This is a genomic window from Paenibacillus sp. FW101-FHT12H11 (assembly GCF_058790355.1).
Map to the genome: position 1 here is coordinate 138232 of NZ_JBYTCO010000010.1, position 26668 is coordinate 164899.

A 26668-nucleotide genomic window follows, 5' to 3' on the forward strand; every position below is an offset into this window, starting at 1 on the left:
GTGTCTTTTTATCCTAACATTTCTCGAATGGTTTGAAGAGTCTCTTGAATGGCTTGCTTCAGCGCTTGGGACTCTCCTTGATAAGGATGAACCGAGCCAAAGGTATGATTGCCCTCAGGAATTCGGATCCATTGAATAGATGAGTTTTGCTCGACCATCTGTCGTGAGCCTCGAATAAGCCTTTCGCTATCCTCAGTTCCTTGAATTAAAGCAATCGGAAACGCTGCGCCGCTAATTCTGCCCATTATATTGAATCGCTCACTGTTGATCTCCATGTCTTCAAGGATTTCAAGATCTAAAGGCATATTTTGTTTTGTACGACCGTTCAACGTATACGATCTTCCCGCTGTGCGCATCTCATTTTTATTATCCTCTGTCAACAGATCAACATTCGAAATGCCATTCCAGCTAATAACACCAGCAATTTGATCGGGATGATCAAGCGCATAGATAAGGCACACCCCCGCCCCTCTACTATGACCCAAAAGCAAAATCGGTTTCTCTCCGGCACCGGCACTAGCAAGCTGTTCATTTCGCCGAATTTCCTCCACAACGGCTTCCAAATCTTCAAGATCCCTCGAATATGTATCTCGCGCGAACTTCTCCAGCTCTGTAAATTCAAGCAGATCCTCTCCAACACCATTGTGAGAGAAATTGATGGCCATAACATTTACATCCTCAGATAAGGATTGCGCTACGCGAGGGAACATCCCCCAGTTTTTAAACCCTTTGTATCCATGGCAAATGACTATAGTCCCCAGAGCCGGCCCAGACGCCGCTTCATAGAAATCACCTCTCACTATCCGATCCTCTGCTATATGTAGCTTAAATGCTTTACCTTCACTTGGTTGCATGAGATAACCTCCCTTTCCTAAGTACTGCTATATTTTAACACAGATGCCATTCGGGCTGCAGATGGCGATGAATTTGTTCATAAATTTATGGCAATTAGTAAAAACTTGACTATGGCGTTTCATCCTGCTGTTCAAATGTGGACCGCTACTAAAATCAATTCAGGAGGAAGCTTACCTATGCATCATGCCCGAGCAACCCGCTTGCTCCGAACGATGATCTGCACCCTGTTGCTTTCTGTGATGTCCATTTGTTTGTTTGGTCCATTCGGCCACCATGCTTATGGTCAAGCCCTCAGGTCTCAAGAAACGACGAATACGACTACTTTTCAGTTGATCGTCCAAGCCTCTCCACATGCCGCCTACCGATCAGAATCATCTTTTGAAAATAAAAAATTACAGCGAGACCTTGAGCAACTACAGGCAGGCGCTTCGTATACGGAGCCTTTGCCGCCGGATACCACCCTCATTTATCATAAAAAAGGGCAGACGCAACATTACGGCGTCACGGAAAATGGGGAATTGGTTGATCCGATGACCAAATCCATTTATGCGGTGTCGCCGGGCGTGCAAGAAGCGCTTCGCACGCAAGTTCAAGCGCTTAGAGCTCAGCACTATGGCGAAATCCTGAGTTGGGAAGACGCAAGCGCCGTCATCCCCAAATATAGTAAATTCACGATAACCGACGTGGAAAGCGGTCTTAGCTTTGAAGGACAGCGCCGAGCGGGTTCCAGCCACGCGGATGTGCAACCGCTGACGAAGACCGACTCTGCGACGCTCAAAACCATCTATGGCGGCGCCTGGAGCTGGGACCGCAAAGCAGTCCTCGTGAAGTTTAACGGCCGCACGCTGGCCGGCTCCATGCATGGCATGCCGCATGGCGGAGACGGTATTCCCGGAAATGACTTCAACGGTCATTTCTGCATTCACTTCCTCGGGAGCGTGACGCACGGCTCCCACTCCTCGGATCCGGCGCACCAGGTCATGGTGCACCGCGCGGCAGGCTTGCTGACGTCCTACATCAGCAAGCTTTCGCCTTGGGCGCTGATCGACGTCTGGATCAGCGGCGCCAACCAAGGTGACCTGCAGCTGCTGCAGGTCACCTCAGGGCAAGAGCAGGCGTTGCATGTGCGAAGCATGCGCCGGCTGTCCAAGTTCCCGGAGCGGGACGTGTCCCAGCTCCTTGAGCTTGAGGCTGCGGTCGACGTTACGGTTACACCGGCACGTGCTTCCGCGCCTGCCCACAGGCGTGTGCTCTTTCGTCTCGAAAGAGCATCGCTGGATTCGCGCTGGTACATTCGCAGCGCTGTCATGCAATGACAAAAGCCCGCTAACTCTCAGTAACGAGAGTTAACGGGCTTTACATTTACTGCAGCGGCTGGCCAGACGCCTTGCGCAGTTCATTCGCCAAGCGATTGAATTCCGCTCGGGCCGGAAGCGAAGTCGTCGCCATATAACCGGCAGACAGAAATGGGATAATGACATTGGCATCATGCGTTGTAAGTGGATAGTTCACTGGTGTCAGCGTGTTCCACCAGCCTTCACTTCCATAGGATTCGTCATGATCTATTTGGATGCCATTCTCGGAAACATCATTCAAATATTGATAAATGTTAATGAATGTGGATTTTTTACCGCCGCTCCATGCGTAGGTCTGCCAAAACCTCGAGCAAGCACCTGCTTGCTTCACAGCTTCCATAACCGCATACGACCCATATACCCCGGTGGTATACTCCGGAGTCGCTTCACTTGCCGCTTGGATGTACGCGATAACCGTAGCCATTTGAGCGCTAGTCGCGTCAAAATCGACAGCAAAATAGATACAGCTTCCTGCGGGCTGTCCCAACTGATGAGCCACCTGTACCGCGGTAGCGCCGTCAGCCAATCCTGCGTTTCTACCGCCAAGAGCCCGGTTTGCCGTAGTTTCGAAAACAGATACGATGTCCAAACCTGCTTGGCTGATTCGTTCCGCTTCACTTTTCGTTAAAGCCTTATACCCGCTCGGGACGAGATATCTGGCCACAAACGAGTAGCCATCTTTGACGAAAGCGGCGGCGGTTTGCGCCGTTAAAGGCGTTGAGCAATCAAAACCTTTGGTCACTTTCTATCACCTAATTTCTACTAGTTTGTTACATCATATGCTCGTAGACAATAGATTGCTACCTTCAAATGAGTTGCTATTGAAAGGAAAGCAACAAAAAAGGCTCTTACCTAAGAAGGTAAAAGCCTTTTTGTTAGGACTCCAGTTTTTTTACGGTTCCGAATCGTTTGGCGTTTCTAGCGCGTGCACGCTCGATTTCGATTTCACGATTGCGCGGCTCCGCAGTAGTGACGAGTGAATCCATTAATTGACGTGCAGCTAGCGCAACTTCAGTGACCGCTCGGTTGAAAGCTTCCTCATTTGCCTTGGATGGCGCGGTAAAACCCGAAATTTTTCTAACAAATTGTAAAGAGGCCGCCTGAATCTCAGCATCTGTAGCAACTGGATTGAAGTTAAAAAGCGGCTTAATATTTCGGCACATAGCAAGCAGCTCCTTTGCAAGGCTATAAAGTTACATAAATAATAAAAAACCCTTATTCAAAGGGTTTTCGTACTATGGGCCCAGAGGGACTCGAACCCCCGACCAATCGGTTATGAGCCGACCGCTCTAACCAACTGAGCTATAGGCCCAAATAAAATTTGGTTGCGGGGGCAGGATTTGAACCTGCGGCCTTCGGGTTATGAGCCCGACGAGCTACCGAGCTGCTCCACCCCGCGTCATGTTGCCACTCAACAGCGACAAAAATAAATATACACTAAGCGCGAGTGGTAAGTCAAGCGTTAATTTTTAGATAAAATGCACGAAATTACGTATTGTAACGAACGCCGAAACGTCCCTTTTTCGACTTGAAAACTTCCACTTCTTGTGGGCATTCATACCCATAAATCCACCAGTCTTCTTCCATTCTTTTCGCCAGACAGCCCGCTTGAAACTTGGAATCATATAATTTTGCCCAATATATCCAGTTCATCGCAATCACTCCGTTTTAATGAAATCGATAAACCTATCTTATCCAAAACAGATCAGACTTATGAGTCTCACCTCACGAACATCCTGCATGCACGATAAAATCGAAAAACCGCCTAGCAGTGCTTCATGCACCACCAGGCGATTTATCCATTGAAAGGCTATTGTTTAAACGTTGTAAGGAAACGTTTAACCGTTTCTCCGTATTCGTTCGTAAAGGTCTCATAAACTTTGACTTGGATCGGGAAATCCAGTTGACCGGATCTCGCACTTAGGTCAATTGTGTTCGTACCATTGTACAATCTTCCTTCGCCTGACAAATCTCTCGTTGTTTTTCCAATAGGATTGCCAACTTTATCAAATAACTCAAAGGAAAGCATGTTGTTATACTTATCCGCTGTTACTTGTTTATCCGGTTTGATGTCGAGCTCCAGCTTCAACTTGTAATCATAGGTCAAGGAAGCTTGGTACATCGCTGAAATACTCCAGTCCTTAATATTGATCTCATAAGGGTAAACGTTAAGCACTTTACTCGTTGTCTCGTTGGCCTGAACGGGCACTTTCGCAGTTGCTAGCAGTGACTTATACACCGTATCCCCGCTAACTTGTTGGCTGTATAAGTTCATCTTCAAACCCTCCCCCGTTTCGGAAGCAGGAAGCGCATAGGAATAGCTGACAACATATGAAGCCTTAGGAACAACACTAAGAGCAGTTGCCAACTGTCTTCTTCCTCCATAAGCAAAGCCGTCTTTGCTTACAAGCTCCGTTTGTATCGCTGGAATAGGGACTGGACGATCGCTGTTATTCGTTAGTTTAAATTTGGCAACTGCCGTATTGAATCCATCATCTTCATTGTTGGTAACATGCAGTTCAACAAGCGACACATCGACATTGGACGGTACGAATTTATTCGTTGAATCCAGTTTAACTGGCGTTCCTAATGTGTAATCTGGAGCCGGAATGACGCCTTGTGTCGCCGCTCCAACAGGCAGTAGAATGTTCGCACGCCCTACACGGTAAGTATCTTCTTGCATTTTGCCATCCGCCTGCGAGGCGAAGAAACTCTCTGGCGTCACGACATTCAAACTCGTGAATTCGGTATCCAAATCGGTTGGAATAACGATATGGATATACTTTTTCTCACCCGGATCAAGCACAACGGAAGCTTCGGCACGATCGCCGGAATAAACCTTGCTCTCCGTCTTGCCGTCGATTCCGAAACTCGGCACGGTTTGACGTTCATTCGTTGGATTGACGACCTGAATTTGCACAACAGTAGACACGCCTTTGGCAGTAATTTCTTTGTGGATATCCACAGGAATGAAGCCTACCGATGTCCTCAGTGATGGCAGCGTGAAAGCCTCGCCCCACTTCAGAAGCGCAGAAGCTTTGGTGATTGTGCTGTCACTGCCTTTCCACACGAGCGCCGCGTCAACGGGTACGCTCAGCAGTGTTGTTTCTTTTTTCGGATAAACTTCCATATCCACATCCACAAAGCTAAGCTCACTAAGCTCAGCATCGTCGCTGCGTTCTGCATTCGTTAGATAGCTAAGCTCTTGCTGCGTCTTCGGCAGTATCGACTTTGGATTTTTGGCACTTGGTTGCAGCGTATATTCGATGCCATCCGCCATACGAACACGTAATTCATAATCAGGGACACGAGTTATTTTATCGGTTGTATTTTTAATCCGAATGACGGCTCCCAGCTTCGTTGTATCCGATTCATGCTCGTTGAGTATGCTTTTGATCTCCACTTCAACTTTATCTGTCAACGCATAGCTGGTATTCGTACTTGTTTGAGCGAAAACTGCCGAGCTCACACCCTCCGCAGCCCATGCAGGAAAAGAAGCGGTAGTTAAAAGTGCAGCGGATAGTACAATAGTGGCCAGTGATCTCTTCATTTTCTTATTCACGTAGTTCTCCTCCTTGAGCCCTGCTAGTTGCTCACTTTAATTTTATCTTGATCTTTCAGCTGGTGCTGTCCGGAAATTACGAGCATCTCGCCTTCCTTAACACCGGATAATACTTCTTGATTCGTTTCGTTTAATCGTCCAAGTTCAACCTTACGCTTTTGTACGGTATCCCCGTTCGCGATATACACATAGCTGTCGCCGCCTTCGCGGACGATACTAAGGCTCGGAATAACCGGTACGATTTGTTCATCGTCTTTGGTGAGCTCGACTTGGGCCTTGGAGCCCGGTTTCAACTTGCCATCCGGATTCGGGACCTCTAACTCCAAATCATACGCCTTGGATTGACCATTGATTACATCTGATAAATACGTGACTTTAGCGCTCGCTTTGTCTGTAACGTCTGGTATGTAGAAAATAAGTTCGTTTTTGCCTCGAACGAGAGCTGCTGATGCTTCGGTCAGTTGAGACTTGATTTTGACCGGGTTCGTCTGCTGCACTTCACCGACACGGCCGCCTGGTGACAATGTTTCACCAACGGTCACATTAAGATCCGTTAGCACGCCGGAAGCAGGCGCTTTTACATCAAGGTTGCTTAGTGTTCTATCTATACTTCGTGCGCTTACCTGTGCTGACTCCAGACTAGTTTCCACCTGTGCAAGGGAATTCGTCTCTTGTGCAGTTTTCAGCGTTCTACGTGCGCTCTCCAAATCTTTTTTCATATTTGTTAGCGCTGTTTCGGACTGTTCTAACTGCGTTTTCGTTGCTGTACCCAGATCGTATTCATTACGAGCCTTGTTATAGGCCTTCTCAAGATCGCTAACAGCTGTTTCTAATTTAGACACACCATCTTTGGCATCAGCAATCCCGTTGGCCGTCTTTTGTTTAGCTTCAACAAGCCCGGCCTGGGCTCCTTTTATACTCACGGTATTCAAGTCTTTTTGAATCAAAACATCGGTCGGATCCAAGCGGAACAGCACATCGCCTTTTTCAACTTTATCTCCGCGTTTTTTAAGAATTTCAATAACTTCCCCGCCTGACTTCGCTACCACATCCAATTGTATAGAAGAGACAACATCCCCTACTTGCTCGATCGGATTACCAATCTTTTGTTTAGCAATTTTAGCCGTTTTTACAACTTTAACTCCTTGCTCAGCAGCAGTTCCCGGCGTTGCGCTCGGGCTTGCAGCAGGTGATGCGGAACATCCTGCGATGATCGCCGCGCTAAGCGCGACGACACCGAATAATTTGGCACTTTGCTTAATCGTGAACAACTGACGTTTCATATTCGATTTCTCCTTTTCCCCAATTCAGCTTATTGAAGCGCAGATGGTGCTTGCTCTGTTTGTATGGTTGACGATTTCCCTTTTCTTTTGAACCAACGACGCTCTCTCTTTTTAAATAAAATCTCATACATAATCGGCACAATGACCAGTGTTAACAACGTTGAAGTTGTAAGTCCCCCAATAACAACGACCGCCAATCCTTTGGAAATAATGGTCCCTTTGGATAAACCTAATCCAAGCGGCAGTAGGGCAATAATCGTTGCACCGGCCGTCATAATGATCGGTCTTAAACGGGTAATCCCTGCCTCAATAAGTGCATCACGGATGGAATGGCCATGCTCCCTAAGCTGCTGTACACGGTCTACAAGTACAATCGCGTTCGTTACAACGATACCGATCAGCATGAGGAATCCGATGAGTGAAGTAACATTGATGGATTCTCCCGTAATCAGAAGCCCTAGAAGCCCCCCAATAGCCGCAAGCGGCAGTGAGAAAAGAATAGCCAGTGGCGCTCTTGCGTTACCAAATGCGATTACCATGACAATATAAACAATGAAAATGGATGCAAAGATGGCGACAAACATTTGCATAAAACTTCTGTTAATATCATCAGAAACGCCTTTGACTTCACGTGAGACCCCAGACGGCAGCTCCAACTTAGCCAGCTCAGCCGTTATTTTCTGGCTCACGCCACCTTTATCCGTGCTGTCAATTTTGGCGCTTACACTTACAATTTGTTCTTCATCTTCACGACTGATGCTATTAGGCGCGTCAATTTGCGCAATATGAGCAACTTCATTTAACTGGATCGTTTGACCCGTAGGTGTTTTGACCAAGAATGTGCCTAATTTGTCCACGGAATTTTTATAAGTTGGATTAAGCATAACCTTGGTTGCATAAGTAACATTGTTAAACTTCAAATCTCCGAGCTTTTCTTCTGCAATCCAGGAACTAACAGATTGTAGAATTTGCGCTGAAGATAGTCCGTACAATCGCGCCTTATTTTGATCGACAGTAATCTCAACTTCCGTTTTAGAATCACTCAGACTATCTTTGATATCATTTATTTCTGGAAACTCTTTCAGCTTTTCTTCCACCATCTTAGCAGCTTGTTGGAGATATAACTGGTCATCGCCCTTCAGCGAGTAGGCAAAATCAGAACCTGTTGATGTTGGAGGTCCACCCGTAAATAACTGGAGGTTGACATCCGAACCTGGCGGCATCAATTTCAGCATATCTTCTTTGTAGATTTTGACAGCCTCTGTCGCATCTGTGTCTGCGGTTAATTCGAAGAACATCATCGCTCTATAGGCATACCGATCGCTGCTTTGGTTATAACCAACTAGTGATTCGATATACTTGAAAGCAGGATTACCTAATTTATCTTTATGCTGCTTCAACTCTCTTTCGAGTTCTTTGGATTTTTCATTCATCATCTCAATGGATGTTTCGCGAGGCATTTTTATTTCAATGGCCCCTTGTTTCACAGCTTCACTGTTTGGCATGAAAGCCACCGCTAAATTCGGAACCGTAATAACAATAGAAAGAATAAGGGCTACTCCGGCTATCAAAAGCGTTTTGATGCGGTTGTTTAAAGACCAGATGATCGCTTTCTTATACTTCTCCCCCATCGGTCCAACATGATTTTCATCGTGGTTGGTAAGCTTTTTGGATTTAAGCACCATCAGCTTCGCCAACATGGGAATGACAGTTAACGCAACAATCAATGAAGATAAAAGAGCAACAACCAGCGTTATCGCAAAAGGACGGAAAACTTCGCCGACAACCCCGCTTACGAAGCCGATCGGACCAAATACACCTACGGTTGTAATGGTTGAAGACGTAATTGCACTCGAAACTTGTTTCGTTGCTAATCGAATAACGGATTCATTACGTTGTTGAGCCACTTGCAGCTGGCTATAAATATTTTCGATAACGACGATACTGTCGTCTACTACCCGGCCAACCGCGATTGCCATACCGCCAAGCGTCATGATATTCAGGGAAATGCCCAATGGTCCCATGACTAACAGTGTGACGAGAATCGATAGAGGAATGGAAACGAGTACGATCAGTGTCATCCGTATATTACGGAGGAACAGCAAGATCATGACAGATGCCAGGATTGCACCTAAGCCGCCTTCTTGGACCATTCCATGGATAGAATCTTTGATATCGTTGGCTGAGTTATAAATTTTGTGAAACTTCACACCAGGCAAAGTCTGGGCCCAGTCTGTCATTAATTTATCTGCGCTATCTGCAAATTCAACGGCGTTGGCCGCTTTGGTTTTGTATAAAAGCACACCAATTGCCGGTTTATCGTCTAATCTGGCAATAAATTTGGACTCGCTAATGGCTTCAACCTTGGCTATTTGCTTAAGGAGAAGCGTATCGCCTGCTTTCGTCGTAATTTTTAAATTGTCCAAATTGTAGATGGTATCCATCTCGCCTTTAACACGAACCATCTGTTGGTTACCATTGAAATCCACGGTACCAGCAGGGCTGGAAACCAATGCTGCCTTAATGGATCCAGATACATCCGCTGGAGTCAGACCATAATTGTTAATCGCAGGCGCATCCAGCTTAATTGTAAGCACAGCGTCCTGGTTACCGACAGAGTCGACATGGTCAACCCCTTTAAGTCCATTAAAGCCTGGAAGAATTGTATCCTTGTACGCATTATCCAGCTCAGCCTGGTTCATTCCCTCGTCACCGTATACGGCGAGATAGTAGACCGGTTCGGAAGCAAAGCCGGCAGTTAACACCTTAGGCTTCTCAGATCCCTGCGGAAGCTTAACATTGGAGATTAGGCTCTCAACGTCCTTCTTCACATCTTCCGGCTTCTTATCCTGTTCAAGCTCCAAAATAATTTGTGAGTAATTATCCTGTGAACTTGAGCTAAGCGTCTTTAGACCGTCTAATCCTGCAACCGCCTTTTCGAGCGGCTTTGTAACTTCGTCTAGCACATCCTTGGGAGGCGCTACGTATGTAGTACTTACAATGACGACCGGAAAAGTAATGTCTGGAAAGCTTTCTACCTTGAGCGTCGTTGTGGAGTACGTACCACCTACGACCAAAAGCAGCATCAGAATGAAAATTGCTGCTACATTTTTCATTGAAAACTCGGTTAACTTGATCATTCTCACTTCTCCCCTATCACCAGCTTTAATACTTTGAAACACTCACTCAACCATCATACTTGGAATTTCTTAACAAAACATAAAATTACGTTGGAAAATTTATGTTTTTTTCGGTCTGGATTTATTATATATCGGGCTATGTATAAAAACAGGTGAGTGAAGTCATATTTCAGTCATATATTGGTCATATGGTGGGCAATTCTGTTATGACTTCTTATGACTGGACACAAAAAAAGGGCTGCTCATTGGCTATAGCAGACCATTTGAGACAACCCTTAGATGTATGTTTAATCCGTAGTAATAAACCAATCTGCCTTCTGAGAAGCAACTAATTTTCGTTGCCCCTGGAATTCGTCGTACACACTAAGTGTATATTTTTTCAGGAATTTTGTATTAAAAATAAGGCCTTCATCGGGGATCGAAATTTTGAAATTCTCTCTTTTCCCAAGTCGAATCTTCGTATCCTCATCCCCCGTGGAATCTCCATTGAAGACGTCAAAATCTTTGAAATCGAATTTTTTCTCAAAACGTTTAATTCCGCCGCCATCTTCAAATACAAGCAATAAGTTATGGCCTTCGGTGTTAATTTCGGTCAGTTTCTCTTTCGTTAACTCGTAGTTGAATTTGAGTGTAAATACCCTATCCTCAATACTCGTCCCAATTTTATTAATGCTAATCGTGTAAGGGAATAAGTTCACATTTGTAAGTGTATCTGCCACATTCGTAATCTCCGCTGGCAGTTTATAAGCAACTGGATTTACATAGGAATCAGCAACAGCCTTGTCACCTTCGGACAATTTGCCCTCCGTTACGGCTTCGCCAAGAAGCAAATTCATATTCTCTGTTGAAAAGCCTTTTGGCACAGGCGCCCAAACATTAAGCAGCCCTTTTCCCGATGGAGAAATTTTGTTCTTCACTTCCGCAACAGAAGCCGGGAATACGGTTCCGTCCGGTGACCGGAAATTTGCGACAAGCTTGGTGGCGTTCGTGAATCTTTTCTCCAGGTTAGTCACCTCAACCATAGCGGAATACATGATGCTCGTTTTGTCCTCATAGGTCGATACGCTTCTAACCGCATACTTGGCTTTGCGCCCGACATCTGTCGACGAGTAGGATTCGCCCAATCCAATTAAAGGAACAGCTTGTAGTTCAGCTTGTGTTGAGAACTCCAGAACATCCGTTGTTGTTGTGCTTGTTGTCTCTGTTCCCGTAGCCGGTTCCTCTCCCTCATTTTCTTGGAGTACAAGCTTCACGTGAGAGAACTCATACGTATACGGCAATTTGCCGGCAAGCTGCAGGTTAACGCTTGTACCCGCTCCAAGCCCAATCACTTTAGCTGTCTGGATAAGCTTCGCATCGATTTTGACCGCATCATCCAGGAGGAAATATCCGGACAGTTTCGGAATGGGCAGCGACTCATCTCCCTTATTGCTCAGTACGAGATCTGCTGTCAAAAGATCTTGATCCTCCCAAGGAAGACGGTGAAGACCACCTAGCTGAGCTGTGTAAACGCCTGATTTATTCGTGAAAGAGTACTCTTTGCCAATGGAACCACCTTCTTGCGATGATACGGCAGGAAGTTGGAAATTGGCTACGGCTACATTAAGCTTCAAATCCGCAATCGTATCCGCAATGGCCAGCTGCCAAGCATCCGCGGCTACCGCAACGGGAATCGAACCGGAAAGCTGAATTTCTTTGCTCTCTTTTGGATTAATTTTCAAATCCTTGATCCCTTTGGCTTCCAAAGGATACAAGAGCCCGTCCTGTGTCCTAATTGAGAATAAGTAAGCAGGTATAGTTACAGCATGACTACCTGCATTCTCAAGCGTCAGATAAACCGTAGGAACATGATATTTCTCGTTTTTGTTGCTGACGAACTTTTTAATAGAAGCTCGTACTTCCACGCCGCCAATCGAAATGGTGCCCGTACCTTCAGAGGGGACGACATCTGTATAATTCTCCGGTACAGCGACCTCTCCAAGCACCCGTTCGAAATTCGTTTGGCTAAAATCCCACTTGATGAATTGGACAACAAGGTCCTGAAGATTCGTGCTTGGATTCACCGTTGCATAGAATGTTAAATCAGTTGTAGAACCGGGGGCTACCCGGTTCTTATCCTTATCAGCAGGCAGCAGGCGCGCTGAGAATTGATTACCTGATTTACTTTTTAATCTAGCCCAGTAATCAATAAATTGCAGTTCACTGCTGCCTTCATTATGAATTGTAATCGTGAACGTTGCGATCTTGCCGCTTTGATCAGGTAAAACATGAATTTGCTTTAATTCAAAATAGCTGCTATTTGTAATCGGTACCTTACCTATCGCCATGGTTACGGCGGCTGGACTGCCATACGCCCAAACGGGAGTTATGGCGCCAAATGCCATTGTGGCAGACAAAGCAATTGTGGCCGCATATTTGTAGCCGAACTTGATCTTCATGATGTGAATGGCCTCCTTCATCGTTGTAACTGTCATCTTATCGTTCGTGGTTATTAACCGGCAGGCACGGCTTGCATAGTCATAGGTCTCGGTGGCTCACCTGGATTTTCCTTCATTTGCTTCAGCATCGCATCGCCTTGGGTTTGCCATTCTTTCAGTGCCTCACGAGCCGTCGTTTTTCCTTGTAACACATTGTTAAACAATTGATGGCCAATCTCTTGGACTTGATAAATGTTTGGCTTATCCCGATAAATTTTGAAGTTATTATCCGACGGAGCAGGAATAACATTGTAAAATGCTTCCATATGGAAGTCCAAACCGTCTTTCGGCTTCAAATATTTGGAACGAGCAACTAAGTTATAAGAACTGTATGATTTCAGTTTGGCCCAGTCATCGCCATTCACGAATTTAATGAATTTCCAGGCATCATCAGGATTTTGCGCTTTCGCGTTAATCCCCATAATCCCATTCATATAAATGGAACCGCCCACGCCTTTCGCTTCAGGATGGGAAGGAATTGTTACAACATCCCAATCAATCGGTGTAAATCCTTTGTAGCTGGCAGCGTTTTTGTTCGCATTCGTAATTTGTTGAATTTGACCGTAATTAATGATACCCATCGCCAAGCGGTTCGACATGAAATCGTCATAAGCAAAAGGGTTTTCTTGATCGAATTTACGATTCATCCCCTTTTGTGGATCCATAAGCTCAGGGAACACATTGTCTTTTTGCAGCTGTGCCATCTTCGTCCATACTTTTTCCCACTGATCCGTATCCACTGTCATCTTATCTCCAGCATCATCAAACATCTTGATTTGCAGAGGAGCCGTGTACATTTGCATGCCATAGAATAAATCGCCTTGAGCTTGCGTTGAGAATGAGAAGCCGTTCAATCGGTTCTCTCCTTCTCCTTTGGTCAACCGTTTGGAAAGGTCAAAAACCTCATCCCATGTCATGCCGTCTTTTGGAAAATCAACACCGGCATCCGTGAACATTTTCTTATTATAAATCAATGCCGAGGACGAGAAGGTTGGCGCAAGTGCATACAACTTACCGCTGCCGGCGTTTTTGATGCCATCAATGACAGCAGGAACAATGCCTGTTGTATCGAATTTATCTTTTGTAATCAGCGGATCCAGTTGCGTCAGCATATTGCTTTCAATAATATCCGGCAGCTGTTCGAAGCCGACCATCACAACATCCGGCGGGTTATCTCCCTGCATGACCTCTTTCAGCTTCTCCATCGGATCCGGCATCTTCTCACCAGGCTGCACCCCGCCATAGCGATACTTATCATCCATCGTTGGAATCATTTCAATCTTAATATTCGGGTTGGCGAACTCAAATATTTCTGTAAACTGTTGTCGGAAATACTCATCATCACCGAACCCCATGGATGTGGCGATCTTCAGCACCCGCTCCTGTTTATCGTCCGTTTTCTCACCCTTGGTACAAGCTACTGCAAGGGGTACGACCATGGCCAAGGTCAAAGATGTAGCGACCATTTTACGTGTAATTGATTTCATTTGGATTTACCTCCGTCAGCATGTGAATTCATATCTTTGCCCCCAAAAGCCGGTATGGCTTTTGGCGCTTTAATCATAATTTTCTCGCCGTCAAACTCCATCGTTGCTTTGCCTTCGATTTGCAAAGCGTTCAGATAAGCTTTGGGCACTTGCAAGCGGCCTGCACGGTCTAATACCACAAACTCTTCATGGTCCTTATTCGCAAGTCCACCCGCAATACCCGTCGTGCCTACAAGTGACGGACTGCGCGCAATAAACTCTGAACTGGTCATTCCATCCCGGATGGCAACGACTCTTCCCACTTTTCCAGCCATGGATAAATCATGGGTAACAATCACAATCGTAACCCCCAATTCTTTATTCAGACGCTGAAAAATGTTTAGTATCATATCCGCCGTTTTGGAATCTACGGAACCCGTAGGTTCATCGGCAAGCAACAGCCTCGGACGGTTAGCAAGCGAAATCGCGATGGCTACACGCTGCTGTTCGCCTCCTGACAGCTCTTGCAGTTTATTGTTCAGCCGATGGCTCAGCCCGACCCACTCCAACAATTGCTTGGCGTAGGCGGGATCATATTTCCCGCTGAGCATCATCGGCATCTCTACATTCTCGAGTGCAGTCAAATAGGAAACAAGATTGCGGGCGTTATTTTGCCAGATGAAGCCAACTGTATGCCGTTTGTATTCGACCAGCTGTTTATCAGTGATTTTCAACAAATCCCAGTCGCCGACCTTCACTTGACCTGCGGAAGGACGATCCAGACCTCCCAAGATGTTCAGCAAAGTAGACTTGCCGCTTCCGCTGTTCCCGATAATGGCCATGAGCTCGCCGGCGTCAACTTGGATGTTCAATCCTTGCAAAGCGACAACTTCCACTTCGTCTGATTTGTAAATTTTGACTAAGCCTTCACAAGTAATCATTCTATTTCTCCTCCCCGAGCTTCACAGCTTGATGAACACGCAGCCTTCTAATGTGCAGGAACAGCAGTAAAGCTCCTGTTGCCATCATGAAAGCTACAACGAAATAGAGCTGATTGGTGTCTTTGGAATCGAAAACAACCCGGAAAGGCGGCACTTGAGTCTTCACATTCTGAGAGGTTTGCAAGAAAGGCAGAAAGAAATAACTCGTCAGTTTACCTATTGCAATTCCTAAGGCAATTGATAAACCTGCTGTAAAACCTTGCTCAAGTAGCAGCATGCCGGTCAATTGCTTGCGGGAAAGCCCCATCGCGCGAAGGACCCCAAACTGCACGACACGACTTGAAAGATTAAAGAACCAGTACAACATATAGCCGATTAAAGACACAAGGACAGATACGAGAAACCCTAAGCTTAGAATCCCGAAAACTCCGCCTCTTGCTGGAAGCTTATTCTGGACAATGAGCTCATTGCGAACATCCTTCACAGAAGCTAACTCGATCCCCTTTTCTTGCAAAGCAGTAACAATCGGTGCCACTTTCGCGTCTGGTTTCATTTTCAGCCAAACCTCATAAGGAACCATAGGCGCTTGATCGTATACATAATCCAAATTTGTAATGAAAAATGGCGTCTGATCGGGATATTGACTTGGCCAGTACGGAAGAATGCCAACGATGACGAATTCCACAGGCTGCTGGCTAATGGTAATCGAGAGCAGATCCCCGGCTTTCAGCGCATACTTGCTTGCATAATTAGAAGGAATGATAACGGCTTGCTCATAGCTGCCAAGCAAATTCAAATATTGATACGGAGGAGCTGGAAATAAATCTGGCCGGAACCACCCGACTTTGGCAAAATCGACGTTATCGATGCCCATGACAAGCCCTTGGCCCGTCGATTTCCCGGAAACCACGACGTTGCCTTTGGTTTGTAGTACTCTTGCCGCCGCCTGAACGCCCTCAAGCTCGCGAAAAACTTGAAATGGCGGCTCGACGTAGCGAATCTTCGATGGTGTTTCCTCTCCGGGATTTCCACCACCCTGACCGCCTTGGCCTCCTTGGCCACCGCCAGCACCATTTCCTCCGTTACCGGAGCCACCGTTGCCGCCGTTATTACCTCCAGCACCACCACCCTGAGAACCTCCAGAATTTCCGCCTGCATTAGGATCCTTAGGCAGATCATCGGAGAAGCCTTCCCAAACCGTTTGCAGCACCACATCCGTTCCATATTGATAGAGCGTTCGCTCTGTGGAATTCAGATCAATCGTGCGTGCCGCCGAAGAATTGTATACACCGAGTCCCAGTGTAAGAATCAACAACAGCATTAATGGATAGTAAGCTTTGGCCGACCGGGAAAGCTGCACAAGTGTTAAGTACAGAGGCACCGGAAGGAATCTCCGCCCAAGCCATCCAAAAAAACGCAGCAGCCACGGGAAAATTCGCAAAAAGAATAATCCCAACGCGAAAATCGAGAGTGCAGGCACAAAAAACAATAACGGATGAACTTGCAGTTGATCGGTCGTTAAGCCAGTCTGTACAGACAACACCTGACGCTGATCAAACAGATAAAAGCCATAACCTACAACACCGAGCAGTACTATGTCTATAAACCAACGCTGCCAAAGCGGAGATCGATCAGATCGAGCAAGCAGCTGCTTGTAGTTCACGATTGAAGCTTTGGCGAAAAGAACCGCAGGAATGACACTTGCCAGGATGGCGATTAGCACAGCTAGCCCGCCGTACAGCAATGCTTCCTTGGTAAAACTGACTGGAATTGATTTCCGGTCAACAAAAGTCAGGAACCCGCTGGAAGAACCTATACTCTTAGCCATAAACCAACCCATGAACGGTCCAACCACCAACGCTATGATCCCTAGCGATAAACCTTCCAAAAAATAAATGCCAATGATTTGCTTCGTGCTGCCGCCCCTGCTTCGCAGAGTGGCAATGACTCCCCGCTGCCGATCCAGGGATTGTCTGGCATTCATAACAATGTAATAGAAAACCATGGCAATCATAGGTGCCGCTAGCGTGAATAATAATATTTGCATCTGCAAGCTTTGCGCCTTAAATTCAGCAAGCATCGGCTTGAAGGAAACATCGACTTTCGTATTTTTAAGTTTCTGGAACAGGTTGATATCCAACCTCTCCAGGCGGTGATCTAACGGTGACAACTGACTTGTTTGAATATTCCGCAGGTCAAAGGCATAGTACCAATTAGCCAACTGAAGCGGAATTTTCTTCTCTGTTAACAACGTCTTCATAAAAACATCATCACTTACGATAAGTGAGTTAAGTAACCCCTCTAAACCTTGAAACCAATAGGCATCAGCTTCATTTTTGGGCTTGAAAGAGCCGACGATCTTCACTTTAAGCAGTTGGCTGCCACCTGCGCCAGACACCGAGTAGTTGAACACATCGCCGATATGCAAATCATTCCGGTATAGAGCTTCATCCAAAACAACAGCTTCCAGAATGCCGTTCTGCACTTGATCCGAAGCCATTTGACCGATGGACCAATCCACGTGATTATTCAGCTCGCTCCATGAAGTAAGCGCCATTTGCCGCCTCTTGCTGGGATCTACTTTCGATGTATCAACAGGGGTTATTTGAGCTGCTTTGATCGTGTAGCTTTTGGCGAACGTTTCAATCGGAAATCCAATTTCTTTGGGAATTTCTTCTCCTATGTACACATTGACGTCTTTTAGCTCGTCTAACCCTGCACGTTCCGTCCCAACCGCTTGATATCGCATAAGCACAGATCCAGCCGGAAGTCCGCTGCTTTTCTCTTCGAGCGATTTGGCTACGACACGCTTCAGCGACCCGTCCGCATACATCGGTATACTGGTTGTGAACGCAACCGCCATAATCAAACCAAGCAATGTGCTGAGCGTCAGCCAGCGGGTATTCCACATTTTCCGAAATAAAAACCGCAGCATGGGAATAGACATTAGCGACCAACTACTTTCTGTCCGGCGGTAAGACCTTTTACAATCTCTACATCCGTTGACGTCTGTTGACCGATTTCCACATCGACTTCCTTCTTATTTCCCTGATTATCGACCACCTGCACATAATTCCGGCCGGAATAGGAACGAAGCGCCGCAAGCGGTATCGTTGTCGCGTTTTCTTTCCTTTGGGTAATAATTGTCACGCTAAGAGGAGTTCCACGATTCAGGCCTTTTGGAAATTCATCCAGCTGAACGACTAAATATTGATCAATGGAATCCTGTTTGCCGTCTTGCCCGCCTCCCGGGAAGCCGCCGTTATTATTCCCTGCCGCTTGCGGATTTGGCAGCTGCTTGACCTTTCCTTTGTGCTGTCCGGCAGAGTTAATATCCACTTGGACATCCATGCCGATGGAGACTTTCTTCGCATCGTCTGCACTTATACTTGCCGCCACCGTCAACTCATTCAAGTCCGCAATTGTTGCGACGGACTCTTCCGATTTCACAGTGTCGCCTTTTTTCGCTGTAACCGTCACGATCGTTCCGCTAAACGGTGCGAGAAGCTTCGCTTTGCTCACTTGGGTTTCCAACTTCGTGAGTTCCTCTCGCTTCAGCTCAAAATCAATCTTCGCCTGCTCAATTTGCTCCGGCGTCATTTCGTCCGCTTTCCGCAGCGTTTCGATCATTGTCAGCTCATCTTTGCGGGTCTCAAGCTTCTTCCGCTTCAAATCGCTTTCCATATCCGACACGTCAAGCTCAGCAACAGGCTGGCCTTTCTCAACCGCATCGCCATTTTTCACGAGAATGGCACTGATCCGTTTGGAGGTCATATCTTCGGAGAAGAACAACTTCTCTTCCTGCAGCGCCATGAGACGCCCGCTCCCTCTTACTTTCGTCTCAAGCGTTTCTGTTTTCACCGTGTATTCAGGCTTCTTGGATAACTTAGGCGGATTAATGCTTGGAAGCGCCTCTTCTTCCTGTTCCTTTGGCAGCAGCGAGCAGCCGGAAGATAAAATAAGTGTAGTAGAGATAAGTAGTGCAGTTACGGGTTTTCCCCAGTTAGGAGACGAATTTCCCGTCCACCATTTCGTAAACATGATCGGCATCCTCCAAAATCGTAGGGTCATGGGTCGTCATACAAATTGTTACCTGCTCCGTTGCAATCATACTGCGAAAAACAGACATGATTTGTGCTCCCATCTGGGAGTCCAGCTCAGCCGTCGGTTCGTCAGCCAAAATCAAGGAAGGTCGATGCGCAATCGCCTTGGCAATGGCAACACGCTGTTGCTCACCGCCAGACAACTCGAAAGGCCGATGGTACATTCGCTTACCGAGCCCGACGAGTTCAAGACAATACGCAACCCGTTCTTTCCATTCAGACCGAGGAACACCCGCCATGCGAAGCGCAAGCTCCACATTTTCCCATGCTGATAACAACGGCATTAAGGCATACGATTGAAAAATAAAGCCGATCTCCTTTCGGCGAACTAATGTTCGTTCATTGTCGCTCCCTAAATGAAAAGCATGATTTAGGAACATGATTTCTCCTTCATTCGGCTGATCAAGCCCCCCAATCAAATTCAAAAGTGTTGTTTTGCCTGAGCCTGAGCGGCCTTTGAGCATCACAAGCTGAAGCGGTCTGAGTTCCATCTCAATCCCTTTCAGCACCTCTAAACGCTCGCCGCCGACTTGAAAAGAACGATGAACACCCGTTACCGTCAGCAGCGGCGAATGATGTACGTGCGTAGCTGCTTGCAACTCGTTAGGGATTATCTTATCCTCAGTACCTGCAGGCTCAGCCCTGTTATTTTTGCGAAACCAATTCGCCATATGGTACTTCTTCCTTTCATTTCCAAAATAACCTGTATGATAAATTAGACGTTAGATGTTTTCAAAAAGTTCCACGAAACTGAAAATTTGCTGAAAGTTTTTAGCACGAACGATATCTTGTATGAATCTATTAAAATATACTATCATTTGTAAAAAAATGTTATACAACAAAATACCTAATTTTATCCAAAAAAGGACCATCCTGAAAGTCCTTGCAGACTTTTAAGATGATCCTTATCTACATCTACCGCTTTTATTCCATAGCCGTATTTCGCAGCACCATATGAATATGGTCCTCCCAAACACCATGAATTTTCAAATATTTGAACGCCAAGCCCTCCTCATAGAACCCCAGTTTCTCCACAACCCTCAAAGAGGCAACGTTGCGTGGCATGATGTTGGCTTCAATGCGGTGCAGCCCCATAACCTCGAAAGCATAATCAATCATTGCTTGTACACCTTCCGTCATAAGCCCGCGATTAACGAGGCTTCCATCCATTCGATAGCCCAAATGGCAGGATTGAAAGGCTCCTCTGACAATATTGCTTAGAGAAATTGACCCAATCAAGCGGTCTTCAAACAACATCCATACTTTCAGCAGCAGACCGTCCTCGATCAGTTTCACTTCTTTCTCAAGTAAATCAGCTTGATACGAATTCGTATAATACAGCTCATTGCGCTCAATTTCCCATTCCTTCAAAAAAGCACGATTGCGATTCACATAATCAAGCACCAGCTCAGATGAAGTTGGATCCAAATGAACCAAAGACATTCGTTCTGTTTTACAAACAAGCTGCATGTTTACTCCTCCTTAACCGTCGCGGTTCCGTTTATTTGGCTTTACAATAATACCTGCTTCCCTTAGCTGCATGCAACTCTCCTACAAATTGTGAAACAGCAGCATTCATTTGCAGGATTTTGCCGCCCTTTGGGGAAGTTAAAAGAAGCAGCTTATTTAGAATTGCTTACAAAGAAGGAGAATACCGACATGATTGAAACAATCAAAACCTATTTGGAAGAGCAAAGAGACCAACACATAGAGGAATTGATGCAATTTTTGCGGATTCCAAGTATTAGTGCTGTTGCCGAACACCAACCGGATATAAAACGTTGTGCGGAGTGGACGGCTGACTCCCTCAGAAAAGCCGGTTTAGAAAATATTGAAATCATGCCTACAGATGGGCATCCTGTCGTTTATGCTGACTGGCTGCATGCAGAAGGTAAACCAACCGTACTTATTTATGGACACTATGACGTTCAACCGGCTGACCCTATGGAATTATGGGAAACTCCGCCATTCGAGCCTGTCATCCGCGATGGGAAGCTTTTTGCCCGAGGCAGCACTGACGATAAAGGTCAACTCCTGCTTTATGTAAAAGTGGTGGAAGCTTTCCTGCGTACGCAGGGCAGTCTTCCCGTGAATGTGAAATTCTGCATTGAAGGCGAAGAAGAAATTGCCAGTAAAAACCTGCCTCCCTTTGTAGAAAAGTACAAAGACAAATTGCAGGCTGACGCTGTTGCCCTCTCAGACACTCAGATGCACGGCCCTGGCAAACCGGCGCTTATGTATGGCTTACGCGGTCTTGCCGGTTTTGAGATTACGATCGATGGAGCGAACAGCGACCTGCATTCCGGGTTATTTGGCGGAGCTGTGCAAAATCCGATTCATGCTTTAACCAAGCTGCTTAGCTCTTTTCATGATGCCGATGGCCGAGTAGCTGTCGAAGGCTTCTACGATCGTGTCATCGAGCTTTCAGACAAAGAGCGCGAAGCTTTTAAACAAGTTGAGCCTGATGAAAATAAAGTCCGTACAAATCTAAATGTCGACAAGTTATATGGCGAAAAAGGATTCTCGTTCTACGAACAAACAACGTCGAGACCCACGTTGGAAATAACCTCGGTGAGCGGCGGTTTTCAAGGTGAAGGGATTAAACCGATTATCCCTAACCGTGCTTCGGCCAAGATTGCCTGCCGTCTCGTTGCTGCGCAAGACCCGGATGAGATCATGAATGCCGTTGAAGCGCATATACATGCCCAAGATTTGCCTGGCGTTAAAGTAACGCTCGATCGTCAATTACGCGGCAATCCGTTTATTACGCCAATCGACGAGCCTGTCATGGTTGCAGCCGCTGAAGCCTATGAAGATACTTATGGCGCATGGCCGGTGTACACACGAAGCGGCGGCTCCATTCCAATCGTGGAGGTATTGGGCCGCGTGCTGGATGCCCCTGTTGTTCTGCTCGGCTTTGGCCTTCCGGGTGAGAACTTGCATGCACCTAATGAGCACTTCCATTTGATCAATTGGGAAAAGGGAACGGAAACCATCAGCCGCTTCTGGCTGAAACTAGCTGCACGAAATGAGAATGCATGAGAGGAATGAGCGAACATCATGAGCACAACAAATCTATCTCTTCGCGATGCCAATTTGGAAGATCTCGCGGATATCGTACGTATCTATAATTCAACAATCGCAGGGCGTATGGTTACCGCAGATACGGAACCCGTAACGACAGCCAGTCGTGAAGGCTGGTTTCATGAGCACTCTGCCGATTTCCGGCCTTTATGGGTACTGGAAAATGGCAGCGGGATCTGCGGCTGGCTAAGTTTTCAATCCTTTTATGGCCGCCCGGCCTACAATGCCACGGCTGAAGTCAGTATTTACATAGACGAAACGTGCCGCGGCCAAGGAATCGGACGATACCTCATGGAGCAGGCTTTAGACGCTTGCCCAAAGCTGGGGCTTAAGACTTTGCTCGGCTTTATTTTCGGCCATAATGAACCTAGTTTGCAGCTTTTCCGTAAATTTGGTTTTGAAAATTGGGCGCATCTGCCTGGCATTGCCGAGCTTGACGGCATCGAACGAGACCTGATTATTCTTGGTAAACGGGTCGGTTAAGAAATAACAACGCAAATAGCGCTTTTCCTCTTGTCAGCGACATGACATCATCGACAAAACGGAAAAGCGCTATTTATTTTTTAAACCTGAACACATCTCTACTCTTCGGTCTTCAACGCCTCAACTTCAATTTCGATCATTAACCTGGGATCAATTAAAGCTTTCACCTCAACCATTGTTGCCACAGGCTGAACATCCCGGAAATATTCCCCATGCGCACGGCCGAATTCCTCCCATAAGGAAATATCCGTCACAAACATGCGCGTTCGTATGACATCCGACATCGTGGCTCCAAGCTCTAAGAGTGCTTTCTCAATCGTTTCCAGCACATAACGCGCTTGCTCATAAGCGCTGCCTTCGCCAACCACTTCGCCATCCCTCATTGCTGTTGTTCCGGCCACCTCAATGCGATTTCCTACTCGGATTGCGCGGCAATAACCTACCGTTGCCTCCCAAGGCGAGCCTGTAAATACTTTTGTTCGAGTCATCATTCACTCAACTCCCCTTTCACAGATAAGATGCAAGCTTAGCGCGCAAACCTTCCGATACTGGCATAAGCGGCAAGCGAAGCGTACCCGTTTCAATGCCCCCTTGCTGCTCAAGCAGCCATTTCAGTGGAGCTGGATTAGGCTCTTGGAAAAGCAGGCGAATCAGCGGAAGCAATTCTTCAAAAAGCTCTTGGCTTTTCTCCTGCTGCCCTGCCAGAAATTGGCGGTAAAACGCTACAAACCGCTCTGTCTCCACATTCGCAGATGCGCTCATTACACCCTTTGCTCCAGATTGAAGAGCCTCGAAAAGCAACGTATCTTCACCGCACAAAATCGGCTTCGAGCCCAATCTAGTAAGCTCCGAGACTAGCTGAGTGTTGGGCGTACTGTCTTTCATTCCAATCACACCATCCAGTTCGAGAATGGTCCGAACCGTATCCAGTTCTAATTTAATCCCTGTACGATGGGGAACCTCGTAGAGAATCACGGGCACACCAACACTCGCAACAAGGCGAAAATGCTCAATAATCCCTTGCTGACTAGGTTTATTATAATACGGCACCACGACTAAAGCACTGTCAGCGCCAAGTTTTCCAGCTTCTTCTGTTTTACGCACCGTAGAACGCGTATCATTCGTGCCCGTGCCCACTACAAGCGGGACATGCACATGGGCTGCATCTCGAGCAGCTTGAGCGGTTGCAAACATAACGCCCAGTTCATCGCTCGCAATCGTCGGGGATTCCCCTGTCGTACCATTAACGACGAGCCCATCGATTCCGTCTTGAAACAAATTGTAGGCATGATTATAAAAGGAGGCAGCATCCAACTCTCCTTCTTCATCAAAAGGCGTAATGATAGGAACATACACACCATGCAAGTCTTTTTCATTTAACATATAAGCCATCTCCCCGTTAATTTGATGTTGTACATCCACTTTAGCATGGAATAATGCATCACAGTTAGCTATAATTAGTGATACTACTCATCAAAAATTTTGAAGTAAGATTAGGAGGCAACCATGGACTTAACGTATTTCCGCACCTTTCGGGAGGTTGCTCGAAGAAAAAGCTTTACCAAAGCCGCCGAAGAATTAGGCTATGCGCAATCCAGCATTACGATGCAAATTCAGAAGCTTGAGCGTGAATACGGGGTGCCTCTTTTTGAACGATTTGGTCGGCAGCTGCGGCTGACCTCTCCTGGTGAAAGCCTTCTGAAACTGGCCGTGCAGATGCTCGATCTCTATGATCAATCCAAAGAAATGGTGGCAAGCCAGGTCACCGGTACTTTGACGATTGGCACGATCAACTCGCTTGCAGCTTATTACCTGCCTCCTTATTTACAAGCTTTGAAACAGCTTTATCCCGGCCTCAATATTCAGTTATATCCGGACAGCGAAGCCTCCCTGATGACCAAAGTCAGAGAAGGCGACTACGATCTGGGTTTGCTTTTGGACCGATATCCAGCTGAGCCCCTCTTAACCTGTACGAAAATTAAAGAAGAACCCTTGCTGCTCGTCGTCCCATTGACTCATCCGCTCACACAATTAGACCGAATTGAGCTTACCGATCTTCAACAAACTGAGTTTATTGTGACAGAGGAAAGCTGCATTTATCGGGGCATGTTTGAAAAGCTGCTCAAAGATCACGCCATCCCGCTCCAAATTGGCTTCGAACTAGGCAATTTAGAGGCCATTAAGCAATGCGTCATGAACGGGCTCGGGATCGCGCTGCTTCCCAGAATTGTCGTTCAGAGCGAGCTTGAACAAAAAAGGCTTGTTTCCCTCCCTTTTTCACATGAAGATTTGAAACTGGATATCCAACTGCTGCTTCATCCCAAAAAGTGGATCTCCCAGCCCTTGCAATCTTTTATCCAACTGTTGACCAATAACGAGGAAGACAAATAAAAAAGAAGCCCTCCTTTTCGAAAAGGTAGGGCTTCTTCGCATTTCATTAATATGTGGATGTCGAGAATGTCATCCAAGTATGGCGCCGCCGGTGCGGTAACCAGCCGAAACTAGCACGCTTCAATTCCTTTTATACACCAAACGCAGCAGGATTCTCTCTCCATGAACGGAGCAAAGCCATATCCTCAGCTTTGATTGCACCCTTCTCCAAAGCTACTTCAAGCAGCGTAGAGTAGTTGGAAAGCGTATGAAGCGGCATCTCCGCAGCTTGGAAAGCGTCAGTCGCTTTATCCAATTGGTAGGAGAAAATCGCTAGTACGCCTAACGGAATGGCTCCGGCTTCTTTGACAGCAATCGCTGCTTTCAAAGAGCTTCCGCCTGTTGAAATCAGGTCCTCGATAACGATGACCTTTTGGCCTGGCTTCACAGAACCCTCAATCAGGTTCTCTTTGCCATGGCCTTTCGCTTTATCGCGAATATAAATCATTGGGAGACCCAGCTTCTGAGCGACCCATGCCGCATGAGGGATACCAGCTGTTGCTGTACCGGCTACAACCTCGGCATCCGGGAACTTCTCTTGAATTAAGCTGACGAAGCCGTCAGCGATTGCTTCGCGAATCGCCGGGTGTGACATTGTCAGACGGTTGTCGCAATAAATCGGGGATTTCAAGCCCGATGTCCATGTAAAAGGTTGCTGCGGTCTTAACGCTACCGCTTGAATATCTAATAAGGAAGCCGCGACATGCTTCGCAATCGTTTCGAGTTGACTCATGTTACTTCCACCGTTCCTTCCGTTGTTAGATGTTACAAGATGGAATCAATAATCGATTCCAATGCAGCCCTAGGGTCCGCCGCGCCTGTGATCGGTCTGCCGATCACGACGTAGTCCGTACCCTGCGCAAACGCCTCGCCTGGCGTCATAATGCGCGACTGGTCGCCCACATCCGCGCCTGCCGGGCGGATGCCCGGCGTTACGGTGACGAACCCGTCACCGCACGCCTCCTTAATCGCCGTCACCTCTAGCGGTGACGCGACGACGCCCTGAAGCCCCGCGGCATGCGCCAAGCGGGCATAACGAATGACGGCTTGCTCCACCGTACCGGTCAAGCCGATCTCTTCGTTCAGCACCGCTTGCGAGGTGCTGGTCAGCTGCGTCACGCCGATAACGATCGGGCGTGCTGCGCCTGCGGCCAATCCCTTGTCGACACCCTCCAAGGTAGCGACCATCATGTCCTTGCCTCCGGCGGCATGGACGTTGAACACATCCACCCCTAGGCGCGTTACGCTTTCCGCGCCGCCTTTGACCGTGTTCGGAATGTCATGCATCTTCACATCGAGGAACACCTTATAACCGCGATCTTTCAGGCTCGCGACGAAGCTTGGACCTGCAGCATAGAACAGCTGCATGCCCACCTTCACGTAGCAAGGGATGCCCTCGAGCTGCTTCAGCAGCCCTTCGGCGCTTGCCGCATTCGCATAATCGAGCGCGACCATAATGCGTCCTGCAACATCCGTACGAGTTAATACT

At 47.0% G+C, this 26668-nt stretch carries 22 protein-coding genes and 2 tRNA genes; 4 read left to right on the forward strand and 20 right to left on the reverse strand.

Annotation, left to right across the window (positions count from 1 at the left end):
* Positions 1-8: 8 nt before the first annotated feature.
* Positions 9-854: an alpha/beta hydrolase family protein gene (locus AC3WTJ_RS28800; RefSeq protein ID WP_492524675.1), complete on the reverse strand. Its 846-nt coding sequence runs from the start codon at positions 852-854 to the stop codon at positions 9-11.
* An 87-nt stretch (positions 855-941) separates the two neighbouring features.
* Here AC3WTJ_RS28800 and AC3WTJ_RS28805 point away from each other — a divergent pair, with 87 nt between their 5' ends.
* Entirely contained in the window at positions 942-2171 is a 1230-nt protein-coding gene (locus AC3WTJ_RS28805; RefSeq protein WP_492524676.1) for a hypothetical protein, read from the forward strand.
* A 46-nt stretch (positions 2172-2217) separates the two neighbouring features.
* On the opposite strand, the gene AC3WTJ_RS28810 is transcribed toward AC3WTJ_RS28805, so the two are convergent.
* The 15 genes from AC3WTJ_RS28810 to AC3WTJ_RS28880 all read right to left on the reverse strand — a co-directional run bounded on the left by AC3WTJ_RS28810 (position 2218) and on the right by AC3WTJ_RS28880 (position 20652).
* Positions 2218-2952, reverse strand: coding sequence for a DUF1906 domain-containing protein (locus AC3WTJ_RS28810; protein ID WP_492524677.1), 735 nt, complete (start codon positions 2950-2952; stop codon positions 2218-2220).
* Positions 2953-3085: 133 nt separating this feature from the next.
* Positions 3086-3373 carry a DUF2277 domain-containing protein gene (locus tag AC3WTJ_RS28815; RefSeq protein ID WP_127452054.1) on the reverse strand — a complete coding sequence of 96 codons (288 nt, stop codon included), beginning with the start codon at positions 3371-3373 and terminating at the stop codon, positions 3086-3088.
* Between the two features lie 75 nt (positions 3374-3448).
* Positions 3449-3522 (reverse strand) — tRNA-Ile (locus tag AC3WTJ_RS28820).
* Positions 3523-3532: 10 nt separating this feature from the next.
* Positions 3533-3609, reverse strand: a tRNA-Met gene (locus AC3WTJ_RS28825).
* Positions 3610-3698: 89 nt separating this feature from the next.
* Positions 3699-3863, reverse strand: coding sequence for a hypothetical protein (locus AC3WTJ_RS28830; protein ID WP_164484139.1), 165 nt, complete (start codon positions 3861-3863; stop codon positions 3699-3701).
* Between the two features lie 157 nt (positions 3864-4020).
* Positions 4021-5772, reverse strand: a complete 1752-nt coding sequence (locus tag AC3WTJ_RS28835; RefSeq protein ID WP_492524678.1) for a hypothetical protein — start codon at positions 5770-5772, stop codon at positions 4021-4023.
* 23 nt (positions 5773-5795) lie between these two features.
* Positions 5796-7055: an efflux RND transporter periplasmic adaptor subunit gene (locus tag AC3WTJ_RS28840; protein WP_492524679.1), complete on the reverse strand. Its 1260-nt coding sequence runs from the start codon at positions 7053-7055 to the stop codon at positions 5796-5798.
* 29 nt (positions 7056-7084) lie between these two features.
* Positions 7085-10195 carry an efflux RND transporter permease subunit gene (locus AC3WTJ_RS28845; protein ID WP_492524680.1) on the reverse strand — a complete coding sequence of 1037 codons (3111 nt, stop codon included), beginning with the start codon at positions 10193-10195 and terminating at the stop codon, positions 7085-7087.
* Between the two features lie 287 nt (positions 10196-10482).
* Positions 10483-12633, reverse strand: a complete 2151-nt coding sequence (locus AC3WTJ_RS28850) for a COG1470 family protein (RefSeq protein ID WP_492524681.1) — start codon at positions 12631-12633, stop codon at positions 10483-10485.
* A 53-nt stretch (positions 12634-12686) separates the two neighbouring features.
* Positions 12687-14159 (reverse strand): ABC transporter substrate-binding protein, encoded by a 1473-nt coding sequence (locus AC3WTJ_RS28855; RefSeq protein WP_407867877.1) that lies wholly within the window; start codon positions 14157-14159, stop codon positions 12687-12689.
* Positions 14156-15079, reverse strand: a complete 924-nt coding sequence (locus AC3WTJ_RS28860; protein WP_407867878.1) for an ABC transporter ATP-binding protein — start codon at positions 15077-15079, stop codon at positions 14156-14158. The genes AC3WTJ_RS28855 and AC3WTJ_RS28860 overlap by 4 nt, the downstream gene beginning before the upstream one ends.
* Position 15080: 1 nt before the next feature.
* The gene (locus tag AC3WTJ_RS28865; protein ID WP_492524682.1) at positions 15081-18026 is read right to left on the reverse strand and encodes an ABC transporter permease; all 2946 of its coding nucleotides are present in this window, start codon (positions 18024-18026) and stop codon (positions 15081-15083) included.
* Positions 18026-19120 carry an efflux RND transporter periplasmic adaptor subunit gene (locus AC3WTJ_RS28870; RefSeq protein WP_492524683.1) on the reverse strand — a complete coding sequence of 365 codons (1095 nt, stop codon included), beginning with the start codon at positions 19118-19120 and terminating at the stop codon, positions 18026-18028. Before AC3WTJ_RS28870 ends, AC3WTJ_RS28865 begins: the two co-directional genes overlap by 1 nt.
* Positions 19083-19853, reverse strand: coding sequence for an ABC transporter ATP-binding protein (locus AC3WTJ_RS28875; RefSeq protein WP_492524684.1), 771 nt, complete (start codon positions 19851-19853; stop codon positions 19083-19085). Before AC3WTJ_RS28875 ends, AC3WTJ_RS28870 begins: the two co-directional genes overlap by 38 nt.
* Positions 19854-20106: 253 nt before the next feature.
* Positions 20107-20652, reverse strand: coding sequence for a GNAT family N-acetyltransferase (locus AC3WTJ_RS28880; RefSeq protein ID WP_492524685.1), 546 nt, complete (start codon positions 20650-20652; stop codon positions 20107-20109).
* A 189-nt stretch (positions 20653-20841) separates the two neighbouring features.
* On the opposite strand from AC3WTJ_RS28880, the gene AC3WTJ_RS28885 reads away from it, so the two are divergent.
* Together AC3WTJ_RS28885 and AC3WTJ_RS28890 are read left to right on the forward strand one after the other, a co-directional pair.
* A complete protein-coding gene (locus AC3WTJ_RS28885; RefSeq protein ID WP_492524686.1) occupies positions 20842-22224 on the forward strand; it encodes a dipeptidase in 1383 nt (460 codons plus the stop codon).
* A gap of 18 nt (positions 22225-22242) precedes the next feature.
* Positions 22243-22749 (forward strand): GNAT family N-acetyltransferase, encoded by a 507-nt coding sequence (locus AC3WTJ_RS28890; protein WP_492524687.1) that lies wholly within the window; start codon positions 22243-22245, stop codon positions 22747-22749.
* 98 nt (positions 22750-22847) lie between these two features.
* Here AC3WTJ_RS28890 and AC3WTJ_RS28895 read toward each other — a convergent pair whose 3' ends face one another.
* A complete protein-coding gene (locus AC3WTJ_RS28895; protein ID WP_492524802.1) occupies positions 22848-23237 on the reverse strand; it encodes a RidA family protein in 390 nt (129 codons plus the stop codon).
* A 19-nt stretch (positions 23238-23256) separates the two neighbouring features.
* Positions 23257-24132, reverse strand: coding sequence for a 4-hydroxy-tetrahydrodipicolinate synthase (dapA, locus tag AC3WTJ_RS28900; protein WP_492524688.1), 876 nt, complete (start codon positions 24130-24132; stop codon positions 23257-23259).
* Positions 24133-24255: 123 nt separating this feature from the next.
* On the opposite strand from dapA, the gene AC3WTJ_RS28905 reads away from it, so the two are divergent.
* Positions 24256-25140, forward strand: coding sequence for a LysR family transcriptional regulator (locus AC3WTJ_RS28905; protein WP_492524689.1), 885 nt, complete (start codon positions 24256-24258; stop codon positions 25138-25140).
* A gap of 130 nt (positions 25141-25270) precedes the next feature.
* Here the strand turns inward: AC3WTJ_RS28905 and pyrE are convergent, their stop codons facing one another.
* Together pyrE and pyrF are read right to left on the reverse strand one after the other, a co-directional pair.
* Positions 25271-25912 (reverse strand): orotate phosphoribosyltransferase, encoded by a 642-nt coding sequence (gene pyrE / locus AC3WTJ_RS28910; RefSeq protein WP_127452026.1) that lies wholly within the window; start codon positions 25910-25912, stop codon positions 25271-25273.
* 32 nt (positions 25913-25944) lie between these two features.
* Positions 25945-26634 carry an orotidine-5'-phosphate decarboxylase gene (gene pyrF, locus AC3WTJ_RS28915; protein ID WP_492524803.1) on the reverse strand — a complete coding sequence of 230 codons (690 nt, stop codon included), beginning with the start codon at positions 26632-26634 and terminating at the stop codon, positions 25945-25947.
* Positions 26635-26668: the final 34 nt, after the last annotated feature.

Excerpts from the sequence above, each read along its gene's own strand:
- AC3WTJ_RS28905 (WP_492524689.1), top strand. The coding sequence starts at position 24,256 with ATGGACTTAACGTATTTCCGCACCTTTCGGGAGGTTGCTCGAAGAAAA.
- pyrF (WP_492524803.1), bottom strand. The coding sequence starts at position 26,634 with ATGGTCGCGCTCGATTATGCGAATGCGGCAAGCGCCGAAGGGCTGCTG.
- AC3WTJ_RS28895 (WP_492524802.1), bottom strand. The coding sequence starts at position 23,237 with ATGACTCGAACAAAAGTATTTACAGGCTCGCCTTGGGAGGCAACGGTA.
- pyrE (WP_127452026.1), bottom strand. The coding sequence starts at position 25,912 with ATGAGTCAACTCGAAACGATTGCGAAGCATGTCGCGGCTTCCTTATTA.
- AC3WTJ_RS28800 (WP_492524675.1), bottom strand. The coding sequence starts at position 854 with ATGCAACCAAGTGAAGGTAAAGCATTTAAGCTACATATAGCAGAGGAT.
- AC3WTJ_RS28885 (WP_492524686.1), top strand. The coding sequence starts at position 20,842 with ATGATTGAAACAATCAAAACCTATTTGGAAGAGCAAAGAGACCAACAC.
- AC3WTJ_RS28875 (WP_492524684.1), bottom strand. The coding sequence starts at position 19,853 with ATGGCGAATTGGTTTCGCAAAAATAACAGGGCTGAGCCTGCAGGTACT.
- AC3WTJ_RS28860 (WP_407867878.1), bottom strand. The coding sequence starts at position 15,079 with ATGATTACTTGTGAAGGCTTAGTCAAAATTTACAAATCAGACGAAGTG.
- AC3WTJ_RS28865 (WP_492524682.1), bottom strand. The coding sequence starts at position 18,026 with ATGTCTATTCCCATGCTGCGGTTTTTATTTCGGAAAATGTGGAATACC.
- AC3WTJ_RS28805 (WP_492524676.1), top strand. The coding sequence starts at position 942 with ATGGCAATTAGTAAAAACTTGACTATGGCGTTTCATCCTGCTGTTCAA.
- AC3WTJ_RS28830 (WP_164484139.1), bottom strand. The coding sequence starts at position 3,863 with ATGAACTGGATATATTGGGCAAAATTATATGATTCCAAGTTTCAAGCG.
- AC3WTJ_RS28870 (WP_492524683.1), bottom strand. The coding sequence starts at position 19,120 with ATGTTTACGAAATGGTGGACGGGAAATTCGTCTCCTAACTGGGGAAAA.
- AC3WTJ_RS28880 (WP_492524685.1), bottom strand. The coding sequence starts at position 20,652 with ATGCAGCTTGTTTGTAAAACAGAACGAATGTCTTTGGTTCATTTGGAT.
- AC3WTJ_RS28845 (WP_492524680.1), bottom strand. The coding sequence starts at position 10,195 with ATGATCAAGTTAACCGAGTTTTCAATGAAAAATGTAGCAGCAATTTTC.
- AC3WTJ_RS28890 (WP_492524687.1), top strand. The coding sequence starts at position 22,243 with ATGAGCACAACAAATCTATCTCTTCGCGATGCCAATTTGGAAGATCTC.
- AC3WTJ_RS28815 (WP_127452054.1), bottom strand. The coding sequence starts at position 3,373 with ATGTGCCGAAATATTAAGCCGCTTTTTAACTTCAATCCAGTTGCTACA.
- AC3WTJ_RS28855 (WP_407867877.1), bottom strand. The coding sequence starts at position 14,159 with ATGAAATCAATTACACGTAAAATGGTCGCTACATCTTTGACCTTGGCC.
- AC3WTJ_RS28850 (WP_492524681.1), bottom strand. The coding sequence starts at position 12,633 with ATGAAGATCAAGTTCGGCTACAAATATGCGGCCACAATTGCTTTGTCT.
- AC3WTJ_RS28840 (WP_492524679.1), bottom strand. The coding sequence starts at position 7,055 with ATGAAACGTCAGTTGTTCACGATTAAGCAAAGTGCCAAATTATTCGGT.
- dapA (WP_492524688.1), bottom strand. The coding sequence starts at position 24,132 with ATGTTAAATGAAAAAGACTTGCATGGTGTGTATGTTCCTATCATTACG.